The 12,400-nt window shown below is 45.3% G+C and carries 12 protein-coding genes and 1 pseudogene; 2 read left to right on the top strand and 11 right to left on the bottom strand.

Going from position 1 to position 12,400, the window contains the following annotated elements; translation table 11 throughout:
- From KCG43_RS03340 to KCG43_RS03310, 7 genes and pseudogenes are all read right to left on the bottom strand, one after another.
- Positions 1–268 (bottom strand): annotated as a pseudogene (locus KCG43_RS03340) (GNAT family N-acetyltransferase); the annotation flags it as partial.
- Between the two features lie 170 nt (positions 269–438).
- A complete protein-coding gene (locus tag KCG43_RS03335) occupies positions 439–1,698 on the bottom strand; it encodes a DegT/DnrJ/EryC1/StrS aminotransferase family protein (protein WP_192016781.1) in 1,260 nt (419 codons plus the stop codon).
- A 12-nt stretch (positions 1,699–1,710) separates the two neighbouring features.
- Positions 1,711–3,069, bottom strand: coding sequence for a hypothetical protein (locus KCG43_RS03330; RefSeq protein ID WP_218383255.1), 1,359 nt, complete (start codon positions 3,067–3,069; stop codon positions 1,711–1,713).
- A gap of 37 nt (positions 3,070–3,106) precedes the next feature.
- Positions 3,107–4,297, bottom strand: coding sequence for a hypothetical protein (locus tag KCG43_RS03325; RefSeq protein ID WP_192016783.1), 1,191 nt, complete (start codon positions 4,295–4,297; stop codon positions 3,107–3,109).
- Positions 4,298–4,882: 585 nt separating this feature from the next.
- The gene (locus tag KCG43_RS03320) at positions 4,883–6,403 is read right to left on the bottom strand and encodes a tripartite tricarboxylate transporter permease (protein WP_192016784.1); all 1,521 of its coding nucleotides are present in this window, start codon (positions 6,401–6,403) and stop codon (positions 4,883–4,885) included.
- Between the two features lie 9 nt (positions 6,404–6,412).
- Positions 6,413–6,883, bottom strand: a complete 471-nt coding sequence (locus KCG43_RS03315; protein WP_218383253.1) for a tripartite tricarboxylate transporter TctB family protein — start codon at positions 6,881–6,883, stop codon at positions 6,413–6,415.
- 61 nt (positions 6,884–6,944) lie between these two features.
- Positions 6,945–7,940: a tripartite tricarboxylate transporter substrate binding protein gene (locus KCG43_RS03310; protein WP_192016786.1), complete on the bottom strand. Its 996-nt coding sequence runs from the start codon at positions 7,938–7,940 to the stop codon at positions 6,945–6,947.
- A 133-nt stretch (positions 7,941–8,073) separates the two neighbouring features.
- Between KCG43_RS03310 and KCG43_RS03305 the strand changes: the two genes are divergently transcribed.
- A complete protein-coding gene (locus KCG43_RS03305; protein ID WP_218383252.1) occupies positions 8,074–8,745 on the top strand; it encodes a response regulator transcription factor in 672 nt (223 codons plus the stop codon).
- Entirely contained in the window at positions 8,738–10,141 is a 1,404-nt protein-coding gene (locus KCG43_RS03300) for a sensor histidine kinase (RefSeq protein WP_218383251.1), read from the top strand. The genes KCG43_RS03305 and KCG43_RS03300 overlap by 8 nt, the downstream gene beginning before the upstream one ends.
- Before the next feature lie 124 nt (positions 10,142–10,265).
- Here KCG43_RS03300 and KCG43_RS03295 read toward each other — a convergent pair whose 3' ends face one another.
- The 4 genes from KCG43_RS03295 to KCG43_RS03280 form a co-directional block, all read right to left on the bottom strand.
- Positions 10,266–10,682 carry a DUF2007 domain-containing protein gene (locus KCG43_RS03295; RefSeq protein WP_218383250.1) on the bottom strand — a complete coding sequence of 139 codons (417 nt, stop codon included), beginning with the start codon at positions 10,680–10,682 and terminating at the stop codon, positions 10,266–10,268.
- 62 nt (positions 10,683–10,744) lie between these two features.
- On the bottom strand, positions 10,745–11,098 hold the full coding sequence (locus tag KCG43_RS03290; protein WP_218383249.1) for a DUF1428 domain-containing protein: 354 nt from the start codon (positions 11,096–11,098) through the stop codon (positions 10,745–10,747).
- A gap of 16 nt (positions 11,099–11,114) precedes the next feature.
- Complete coding sequence (locus KCG43_RS03285; RefSeq protein WP_237796285.1) at positions 11,115–11,513, bottom strand: YciI family protein; 399 nt, start codon at positions 11,511–11,513, stop codon at positions 11,115–11,117.
- 34 nt (positions 11,514–11,547) lie between these two features.
- Complete coding sequence (locus tag KCG43_RS03280; RefSeq protein WP_218383247.1) at positions 11,548–12,399, bottom strand: YciI family protein; 852 nt, start codon at positions 12,397–12,399, stop codon at positions 11,548–11,550.
- Position 12,400 lies beyond the last annotated feature (1 nt).

Below are 12,400 nucleotides of genomic sequence, written 5' to 3'. Positions count from 1 at the left end.
ACCCGATACCCTGCCCCTGATGCGTTTTGGCTACGCAAAAATCGATAACACCAAGCACCTTAAATGCGCATCCTCCAACCCCAATAACACGATAGTCCAGTCCCAGGTAGCCCACTAACCTTTTATCTTTGTATTTCAGCGCACGCATATGCGGTAACTGTTTGTAATAAGAACGGGCAACTTGATGATCGGGAAATGCATCATTTCGAAGCGCTGTTATCGCGGTATGCTCATCGCTTGTTATATCTAACTCAGGTTTGATGTTCACAGTTTGCTCCTTAAAGACAGGCGAACATGATCATTATGTTACAGACACAGAGAATTTTTTTGTCGGTTTATCTGAAAGTTAAGACAGTATTGGCAAAAAAAACGCCCCCGCTAATGCGGAGGCGGTGCTCATTTGAACAGCCATCTCATCAAAAATTATTTTGCGCCGGGTTACTTTTTATAATGCTCGTACACTTTATTAAACGCAGTTGCGAATTTTTCCATGTGCTGCTCTGAATAAACAGGGTGGGTATGGAACACTATCGAGCTGTCTCCCAGTTGTCTGGCCGCCTGGCAGTCCGTTAATGTGTAATCAATCTGCCGGTGGGCCGGGTCGTTAAACGGGTAATTATTCGTGCCAAACCCATTTTGTTTCTGGAATGCATCTTCATTATAAACTTCTGGCCAGGGTACCGGATAACCTGGCACACCTTCAGCATCAATGGCCTTGGTAAACGTCTTGATGTCACAACTGAGCTGGCTCATATCCAGAACAAACGGCGCCCACCAGAAAGCGTTACCACGTATTTCATCATCAGCCGGTGCATGCTTAACTAATGGGTGTTCCTTCAATAACACTGTCAGGAAGCGGCCATTACGGATTCGCTGTTCCAATGCAGTTGCCTTGAAACGGGATAACTCCCTGATACCAATGGCAGACTGAATTTCTGTCATCCGATAGTTAAAGCCAACCTGAGTATGGATATAAGGCAATTTCTGCGAGATTTCAAACAGACCCAACCTTTTAGCTACGTCGTAACCGTGATCGCGGAACGAGCGGCATTTCCAGACCAGATCTTCTGAGTTGACGTACACTGCACCGCCTTCACCGCCTGTTGTAATGTGCTTGCTCTGACAAAAACTGAAGCAACCGGCATCACCAATGGTCCCCAGGTAAGCCCCTTTGTATTTGGCTCCCAATGCCTGAGCACAATCTTCAATGACCTTTAAATCATACTTTCTGGCGATGGCCATGATAGCGTCCATATCGGTCGGTACCCCGAATGTGTGCACAACCACTATGGCTTTGGTTTTATCGCTGATTTTGCTCTCTACCGACTTGGGGTCAAGGGTATGCGTATGATCAACATCGGCAAATACAGGTAGCGCACCCGCTTGCAAAATAGAAAATGCGGTAGCAATAAAGGTATAGGACTGACAAATCACTTCATCACCCGAACCAATACCCAGTGCGGAAAAAGCCGTATGTAGGGCTGACGTACCATTGGTAGTGGTGACGACATAACCATCGCCCAGATAGGCCGCTAAGTCCTTTTCAAAGGCCATTCCACGCTTACCGGTCCAATAATTAATTTCACCGGTTTTTAAGATGGCTTCAATATCATCCATCACAGATAAATCCAGACTTGGCCAGGCTGGCAATGCCTCTGGAATGACAGGGCTACCGCCCAGAATCGCGAGTTTATTCATAATTATTCCTGCTTAAAGATGTGATGCAAGCCAACGGGACAACGAGCATATGGTTAAGGCCGGATTGGCAATGCCCAGACGAGGAAAAGCACCAGGCCCAATGGCATACACGCCCGGCATGGCGGTTAATTCCAAATCGTCAGTTAAAGCAATATCACCGGTTCCGCCTATAGGGTGCGTACAGCTTTCGTGCTCATACGAACCGTAAGGGAAGATAAACCGCGTATATACGTTGGATTGTTCCGTTTCACTCAGCGCTGCCAGCGCCTGCTCTATCTCGGTACTTTCTGTCGATCCGAAAAAAGCACCCGACTGTTCTGTCGGAGTGTCAAACAACGGCACTAATTCTGCGCTTAACTGCTCACTGGCAAATTCAACAATGCGCCTGGCGACGCGGTTGTAATTTTCAATTCCTGTCTCTGAATGGTGCGAGTTAATGTCCAGCCTTGTCTGGCCCTGACTGTAATGACAATGGAGCTGGCTGAATTCAGACTGATGCGGGTTTTGCTCAACCACGGCCATCAATAACAAAATGCGATCTCCGCTATCGAGATTCGGTCGCTCCACCACAAAGATGTTGGCATTCAGATCATGATGCTCGCTGAAACCATGCCACAACATTTCATGGCGGTATTGAGCAATGCGTTCACCCTGACCAATCTTAACGGCAATACCAATACAGTAATGATCGGTAACCTGTGCTGTGGTGGATTTTTCCAGCGATGTGGAAATAATCTTGTTGTTCACCAAAGCCGATGCCGACAAAATACATTTGTCGAACGGTAACGGATTCACAGTCCGCCCTTCCTGATCGATAAGAAAAAAACCTTCCGGTTTCTTTTCTACCTTGGCGACAGTCGCTCTTTCAATTCGAATCACCCCATCCCTGATAAAGGGTTCAAGCTGATATAAAGGGCTGTATGACGAAAATGCTGCATTCTCGCCGACAATCGCAGCCTGAGGCGCATGAATTAGAGGTATGCCAACCTGTTGTTGCCTGGTCATTTCAGGATATTTACCGGTAAATTCCTTCTGCAACTGGCGATACAACCCTTCAGGGCCATTCAAGCGCTGTTGCCAAACCTCGGGCCAGCTTGCCAGAGCCTGCGGTTCAAGCGGCAGCATGACCCCGTGATAACACAGCGAACGCCCTCCCAAACGCTCACTGATTCCACCAATGGCCCAATGTTCATCCGCCGTCCAGTGCACTTTCTTTTCATCGCCTTGCAAAGCACGGGTATCGAAATGCACATGTTCTTTACGCAAATCCGGTCCGGCTTCATAAATCACAATCTTATTGCCCTGAATGGCGGAATAAAGCGCAAACTCAAGGCCAGACAGTCCCCCTCCGACTACACAAAACGTCGACATTTTCTCTCCTTAATGAAATTCCCTTTCGGGCAAAAAATTACCGTCTGTCAGCCAGGTATAAAATGGTCAACCCTAACAAACCAACAGCCGATGAAATAAATATTGTCATGCCGATATCAAAGAAATAATTACCCAAGAAGTAGACAACAGATGAGACCGAAGACGATACAAAGAATGAGATCGACAGCAACGAACTGCCAACACCCGGCCTTCCTTCAGCCAGCGATTGCAAAAATCCGATAGGGATACTGATCAGACATGCCGCACCCAACGCTATCAAAGGAATTAACAGATAAACATGAACGACATTCTGCGTCACAGACAACAGCATGGTAGATAATGAAAATATTACCGCACCCATGATTATCACACTGGATGTTTTCTTTTTCTGAGCTGTCTTAGACCAATAAAAAATAAAGAAAACCTCAAACACAGCAATACCAGCTTCAAATATCCCGATATCGGAATACTCCCCCTTCACCTGATTGACAATAATAAAAGGCACAGTCGCATCTAAGGTAAACAGCATGTTGGTAACAAGCGATACGCTTATCAGTTTAATTATATTCGAAGCATGGAATACTTTAGAGATAGGTTCGGAAGACAACATGGATTTATGGCTTTCATTGACAAAGCTTTCTTTAAAGTACAAGGTGAAGATCAGGCAGCACATAATGCCAGAGAACAACCAGATAAATATAAGCTGTTCTTTTTGAAGCGCTAACATGCCAATCATACCAAGAGTTAACACATACCCCATTGAGTAGGTTGAGCGCAATGCCGCATTCTCATTGTGCGCATTATCAGCACCATCCACATTGCGCTTCGCCGCGGCATACCCAAAAATCAATGAGTTAAGCACACAAAATACTGGCAATAGTAAGCAATTAGCTAAAAAGTACGTATACTCGTTCGGCCAGACATAAAGCGCAACATTTCCAAACACACCACAAATACTGCAAATAATAATATACTTTACAAAACTACCTTCTTTATCTGATCGCATACCAAAGTAAATACTAAAGAAGGTAATGACTACTCCAGACAGTAGAATCACTAAACTGTAGTAAATCTCCTGCAGGCCAATAACATCGACACCGAAAATATTCTTATACGGATTCACAGCAGCATTTGCGCTGGCAAACAATAAAATGGCAAATACCTGTTTATTCATAAACAGAGAAACAGGCGAATCCGAACGACCGAACGATTTTAAAATATTGAACATATAAAGCCTTTGTGTCGCACGCTATGATAAGAGCATGGTCAATTAAGGTGTGACTCTGAAATCCTGACAATTAATCGATAAGTCAGTTGGCGGGAGATTAAACACAAGAATATGTTTTTTATATCATCAAAAGAACTTCTCTCGAGTCACTTAATACTATTTAAAGAAACAAGCAGAACTCAACATTTGAAAGCGTGATCAAGAGTAGACACGAAAAAAGCAATAAATAAAATATAACTCTTTAACTGATTTACCTCAACAACAAACCCTCCAAGAAACCATCAATGGAAGTGACAATAATCTGCTCACCAGAAAGATATGGCTACTTTATACCAAGAACAATAACACTGTTCGATCAGCCCATTAAAGATAGAGTTATCAGTAAATTCATTTGCAAACAAGCGCCATTAACCATGTGCTTTTTCACAGAGAAAAAAAACAGGACAGACAGGCATAGGAAGGAGGAATATCAGAAGGGAAATCAGGACAGACACAATGAAGCCACCGTCAGCACATTGTGCGGACTTGTCCAAGCAAGACACCTTCCCGAAATGAAGGTGTCTTGCTTAATTAGACAAATCAAGCCTATGAAATTTGCTCGTTTGATGGCTGACTCGCTCTGCGGGTCAGTAGTCCAGTAAGTTTGGAGCCAAACAATGACAACATCAGTAAGCTGATGATCAGCAGTGTTATAGGCCTCTCAAACACATAACTTAGCTCACCACCGCTAATCTGATAAGTGTGCAGTAAATTACTTTCAGCCATTCCACCCAGCAAGATCCCAATCACTGCAGCCGGAACAGAGTAATTCAATCGGCTAAATACCCAGCCAACGATGGAAAATACCAACACAGTGATTGGGCCGGAGATATTTCCCGTCAAACCAAAGGAACCAAATACAGCCATTGAGAGCACCGATGGAATAAGAATATTCATTGGCACTTTAACTATGTTGGCAAGTAGAGGAATGAACATCAGTCCCAAAGCGACCAATAGCAACACTTGGCCGAAATTAGCAATAATAATGGCGTATACAATATCGGTTTCTTCACGGATAAACTGAGGACCACCAGTAATATTGTGCATCGCGAAAGCCGCAAGCATAACTGCTGTTGCTCCTCCCCCAGGAATACCTAATGCCAAGAGTGTTGCCATCGAGCCAGCTTCAGACGTTGAATTCGCAGATTCCGCTGCGACCACACCTTTTGGATTACCTTGCCCGTAGCTTTCCGGATCCTTATCATGACGTTTGGTTTCTACATAAGAGAGTAGATTTGAGACCGAAGAGCCAACCCCCGGCACTGCTCCGACAAATACGCCAATCAAGCTACCACGTAGCATGACTTTAGGATGCCTGAATGCGTGCTTGAAACCACTTAAGATTTGTCGAATACTCACCTTGCGCGCCGATTCATCCGCTATCAGGTATTGGGTATTGACTAACTTAAAGAGTTCAGATGCTGCGAACATTCCCATCATGGCAGGTATTACAGGGACGCCATCAAGCAGATATTCATTACCTAATGTGCCGCGTGCTACCCCGACTTCACTAAAGCCAATGGTACCTATAAGCAGGCCAACCATACCGGACAACAAGCCCTTCAGAATAAAATCACCTTTTAAGCTGGCAATCAGCGTCATTCCCCACAAGATGACGAAAAACATTTCTGAAGGTCCAAGTTTGAGTACCATCCCGGAGATGGGTTCTATCAACATAAATAGAATAAGGTAACCAAATAGCACTCCAAAACATGATGCACCTAAAGCGACTCCCAGTGCCTTGTTATGCTCTCCTTTTCTAGCCATCGGATAACCATCAAATGCTGTCGCAATGGCTGATGAGGTACCGGGAATGTTCATGAGGATAGCGGGGATACCACTGCCAAATGAGCCACCCGTGAATATAGCCGTGAGGAAAAGCATGGCTTCCAGGAAACTCATATACAGTGTTGCAGGTAAAAAGATGGCCATCGCCATCGAAATCTGTAGCCCCGGAATGGCACCAAATATGAGGCCAATAATAATACCCGGAAAAACATACAGCCACGGGCCAACGGACGTAAATAATAATTCACTACCCGCTGAAATAGCAGAAAAATCAAGCACTTCGCTCTCCTAGTAGTCAGTGGGTAGCAAGGTCATTGGCATAGGATATGGCAACATTTGAGCGAAAAATGTTGACATCAGTAACCCGAAAACAACGCTATAGCCAATAATCCATACAAGGCGGCGTTCTTTTTGAATCAACAAAAAGCAGCCAACAAACAGCGTCGTTGCAATATCAAACCCTATCGTTTCCAGCGACAGAACATAAACGGCAAAGAGACCTATGATAGGCAGTACCGATTTCAAATCGTCATGACTATTACTTCCGGGTTCCGGCTTGCATTGTTTTTTATTATCAAGCCGTTGGCGTGTAAGTTCCAGAATGCAAAGTATCAAGGAAATTAACGTAATAGGCGTAATTAGAATTAGATTTTCCGCCGTTGAAGATGCTTGGTAAGCATCCCATGAGTACCAGCATACAAACAGAGCCAATACGATGACTACAACGAAGTCGGCAGAGCGTTGACTTAACAATCTCACATAGCCTCCAGTGAAAAAGACTGGTTAGCTTGGCACTAACCAGTAGATGATGTTAAATAGATTAATCGAGTAAATACTTGTAGGTTTTAAAGGTTTCGTAGTTCTCAACCATCATACTTGTCGAACGTTCTGGACCAACCCAGACTCCACCGATGTCGTTTGACTTCAATAACGTTTGAACATCTTTTCGTGCCAGCGTGCTTTCGAATGCTTGTGCTAACTGTTTGTAGCGCTCTGGATATTTGTTCTTGAACTCATTTGTGACGGCAAAGCCACGCATCGATCCGGTCAATACTGGCACCTCAATTCCAAGCGGTTTCAGAGCTTCATTTACTGTCGGCGCATCCCAACGGTCACTTGGCTTATCACGAACAACAGCAACCGGGCGCAAGAACTCGCGAATACCTTCACTGCCTTGAGCACTAATAACGATAAAGTCTACCTGGCCACCAGCCACAGCAGAGCGCGCTTGACCACCACTATTGAAGGTCACAAGGTTGAGGTTTTCTTGAGGAATGCCGTTTTTCTCCAGTAACAATTTGGCCATCAGGTGTCCTCCAGAGCCTTGTACTACAGCAGCTTTCACTGATTTGGGGTTCTCTTTGATTGCTGTAAGTAAGCTGGATAGATCCTGATACGGCGTATCTTTGTTTACCGCAATAAGCTCGAAATCAAACCACTGAAAGTTCATATATGAAAAGTCATTAATTGTGTAGCTCGCGTTACCTTTCAGAATTGTGTTGGGTAGATAGGGAGAAAAAGTCGACGCGAAAACGGTGTAGCCATCATCTGGACGATTCAACACATAGTTTGCAGCAAGCTGAGTGCCGGCACCTTTCTTGTTGATCACTTTAACCGGTTGGCCTAACTCTTCGGCGAGAAAGCTGGACATGGTACGTGCCATGCGATCGGCACTCCCACCAACACCAAAACCCACAACAAAGTTCACGGGTTTCTTTGGATAATTGTCAGCAAGTGCGATTTGCGGAAGTAAAATAGAGAGTGTTAGCCCTGTCACAGCTGAAAGCTTTAGGATTACCTTGTTGAGAGTATTCATTTTACCCTTCCTTAGAAATAGTTATATTGATGTTAACCTCTTGTTTACATCTGAAACTCTAACCTCACATACTGTCACCAACCTTGCACATGTGGCAGATATGCGCTTTTAAATCAGAAATTTGAAGTAGCTCATGCGGATACTAATCGTTGAAGACAGCGTCGTTATCGCTGAAGGATTACATAATTTACTTGTAGAACAAGGTTTTGTGGTTGATGTTTTTCATTCGGGAGAACAAGCTTCTCATGTAATCCTAACCCAAAAATTTGATCTGCTTTTGCTCGATTTAGGGCTTCCAGACTGTGAAGGGCTGCAAATTTTGCGCAGCTTACGTCAGAAAAAAAGCAACCTTCCTGTACTGATAATCTCCGCTCGTGCAGCTCTTGATGAGCGAATCCTAGGATTGAATGAAGGCGCGGATGACTATCTTTGTAAGCCCTTTGAACCAGAGGAGGTCGTTGCACGCGTCCATGCACTCCTGCGCCGCGCTTCATCAAGAGTGAGTAACATTATCGAACATGGCGCGTTGACATTTGATGTGATCAATAAGGCTGTGACTTTTTACGGCAATGAAGTTGTACTACATCGCCGTGAAGTATCCGTGCTCGAATGTCTGTTATCGAATGTCGAGCGAGTGGTAAGTAAGCCGAAAATCGTACAACGCATATCCTCTTTTGATGAGGAGTTGAGCGAAACGGCTATTGAGACATACATATCACGACTTAGAAAAAAATTCTCTCCCGACCTGAATATCCGTACCGTTAGAGGACTCGGCTATATGTTGGAGAAGCCATCCCGTGATTAACTTTCATTCTCTGTCACAACGATTGTATCTCGCTATAACCAGCGCGCTTATCATATTTACAGGGCTTATTTTTTTTATAAGTACCTGGGTGTTGAAAGATAAGACGGAACGTCTGTACGACAACATGATGATCGCCGTCAGTAAAAATCTTGATGATAAACTTTATGTAAAAGACGATAAGCTTAAAATCGATATGGATTATTTCTCCATAGATACTTTAAGCGATACACATAGTGAGAAAATTTTTTATCGAATCGTAGCGCCAAACGGAGATCTGTTAGCAGGTTTCGATGGCTTATCGCTGGCAGATAAGAAAGGTTATCCTACCGTGTTTTATCATACCATTTACGCTGGCACAGAACTTCGGGCGGTTCAATATACATCCAAAACACCTCTCGGTGACGCACTCATCGTTGTGGCAGAATCCAATCAGGGCAGACATACCACAATATCCGGGCTCCGGAAACAGATAGCTTTTGCTGCTGTACTGATATGTATCGGGACACTGATTCTCGTGGCCTTTATTGTTCAGAAAGGGCTTCATCCACTGAGCAGGTTACAGAAAGAGATCAGGATGCGGTCAGAGGCCAATCTCGATCCTATTGAAACCGATGTTCCACCAGAGGTCGAAGCTTTAGTCCGATCACTAAATAATTTAATGGCACGACTGCAGCGCAGCATTAAGATCAGTCATAATTTTAATTCCGACCTATCGCATCAGCTACGCACTCCTTTAGCAGAAATGAAAATGCAGCTCGCCATGTATCGCCGCGATTTTCAAATCGAAAAATTGAATGACGTTGACCGTAATATCACATTAATGACCCGGTTGACCGAACAGATGCTGCATTATGTTAAAGCGCAGAATAGCACTGTTTCTAATAAATATTGGTCATGCTTAGATCTCGTCGAGTTTTGTCGAAATTTCTGTGAGAAGTATGCCCCAATGGTATTCAGCCAAGGTCAAGCAATTGCCTTTGAAACAAAGATAGAGTCAGCAGTTTGTCGAATAGACGAGGCTCTATTAGAAAGTGCTTTACTTAACCTTATAGAGAACGCTCTTAAATACGGTAAATCACACCAGGGAGAAGGAGAAATTGTATTAAAGCTGACATCTGGCAATGACAGCCTGTCACTGTCTGTTACCGACCAAGGTAGCGGCGTTTGCAACCAGGATCTTGAGTCTATGCTTGAAAGAAAGGTGCGCCTTGATCGCTCTAAACAAGGCTTTGGTCTTGGTTTAGCCATCGTTAAGCAAGTCGCTGAAATGCATGGTGGGCAGCTAGTAATAACTAACGCCTCACCCAGAGGACTTTGTATCACTTTATCGGGACTGAAGATTAACCAGGCTCCATCGACAAAGCCTTTAGAGTGTCGTTTGGTTCAGGCTGAGTGAAACTATCAGGACAGACACCAGATGCAGCGATTAATTGCTGTTCGCAATGTGCAGCTTGTCACCGGCGTAGTATTAATGAGTAGGAGAATAAACACTCTTTATAACAAGACACTCTGCCGCTGGCTCAAAGCTTTTCAGTGAACTCGCCACAAGCTTCGCATTGATAGCCATGGCGGTAAAAGAACAAGGGAAAGCCAAGTAAAAGAAAAACGACAAAAGCGGATCGTTTTCCTTTTGTGTACGGCAGTAAATCATGACTACCACAACGCGGACAGGCATCCGCTTCCCCGGTGAAGATATGACTGTCCTCGACAGCTTGAGACTCAACAGCTTGTGAGAAGTCGCAGCTCAAAATATCACGAGCTTGTTCAGCCTGTTGTTTCGCGACCATCAGACGTACGCCACCCATCGCATTGGAATACAGCCACTGCACATTCACTGTATGCTCGTCAGCCAGATGGCTATGGATACCGGCAGCCTCAAGGCTGGCTTTCGCAATATGCGCTTCATGGGGAAACGAAAACCGGGCAACAACAATCATGCGTTTTTCCTTGTGGTTAACCAGACTGAGCGGTGCATGTCAGCACCGCGTTTCTACAGTCTCTAGCAATCTACAATAGTTTCGAACCCGCCATAAATAAGGCGCTTGCCATCAAACGGCATGGGGTTCAGATTCTGATCACAGATAGGATCTTTCATAAACAGGGCCATGCCTTCGTCTCGTACCGCTTTTGAGGGCCATTGGATCCATGAAAACACCACTGTCTCGCTGTCTTTACATTTAACTGCCATAGGAAAAGACGTGACTTCGCCATCTGGTATATCATCACCCCAGGTTTCGACCACACGCTCGGCGCCGTATTTTTTAAAGACCTGTGCGGCCTCTGCGGCATGTTGTCGGTATTCTTCTCGTTTGTCTGTTGGCACAGCGCAAACAAAGCCATCAACGTAACTCATGATCTTTCTCCTCTGCCTATGGTGCGTTACGCACCTCTGTGTCTTGATAACTCACGTTATTTTCGCCCTGCAACTCGCGTACCGGACGAATTTCTACGCTGCCGTAGCGTGCAGGCGGGATCTTACTGGCCATCTGAATCGCTTCGTTCAGATCCCTGACATCCAACAGGTAGAAACCTGCCAGCTGTTCTTTGGTTTCAGCAAACGGGCCGTCCGTAATGTCCACCTTGCCATTTCGAACACGTAACGTGGTTGCCGCCTGGACAGACAGCAGCGCCTCGCCTCCGATCATATAGTCACGCGACCGCAGGGATTCACCGCAATCGATACACTCACGGTTGAGCGCATCCCACTCATCTTGCGTCAGCGTCTTCATTACTGATTCGTCGTAGTAGACCAAAGCTACATATTTCATCACCCTGATACTCCTGTCTGATTTCAGAAGCCTGCTACTGCTGGCTGTCGTCGCCTGGTAACATCACCATCCAGCCCATGCCAAACTTATCCGTTACCTGGCCATATAAAGGTGACCAGAAGGTTTTATCCAGCGGCATACGAACCGAACCACCGTCTGCCAGTGCATCAAATACACGACGCGCTTCCGCTTTGGAGTCAATCGTTAATGCCAGATTGAACCCGGTAAACGGCCCCTCGTCACCACAGCCGTCTGAGGCAAAAAGTGTCATGTTTCCGACCGTAAATTCGCAGTGCATCACCTTGTTTTCAAAGCCGGGAGGTAACATACCCTCGGGCACAGGATCCGGACTTTCATTGAACCGAAATAGCATGACCACACTGGCGCCTAGGTGTTTCTGGTAATATTGCAGCGCCTCATCACAGCAGCCAGAGAAAAACAGATAGCAGTGTGATTGCGCTTGTTGCATCGCAAGTGTTTGCCTTAACTGAGTTTCTTGTGCACGAGCCGATCCGTCGCTGTCGATCTCAGCAAAATCGTCCATTTCATAAAAAGGGCGGATTTCAATGTCGGACGCTTCTTCCATCGGGTTGGGACATTTTTTAACCCATTCAACGGCTTCATCCATTGAGCTGACGTTCCAGACCCAATAACCGGCCACTAACTCATTGGTTTCGGCAAATGGCCCTTTAGTCACGGTACGCTCACTGCCCTTAAAACGTACGCGAATGCCTTCACTGCTGGGTTTTAAACCGTCGCCCGATGCCATGACACCGGCTTTCACCAGAGTTTCGTTGAACTCGCCCATGGCCAGTAACAATTCCTGGGTTGGCATCTTGCCGGCTTCCGAACTTTCACTGGCTTTCACAATTACCATGACTTTCATT

It is taken from the genome of Photobacterium sp. WH24, assembly GCF_019204055.1.
Taxonomy (GTDB): Bacteria; Pseudomonadota; Gammaproteobacteria; order Enterobacterales; family Vibrionaceae; genus Photobacterium; species Photobacterium arenosum.
The sequence above is the reverse complement of the archived record's forward strand: the minus strand, read 5'-3'. Positions and strand labels throughout refer to the sequence as shown.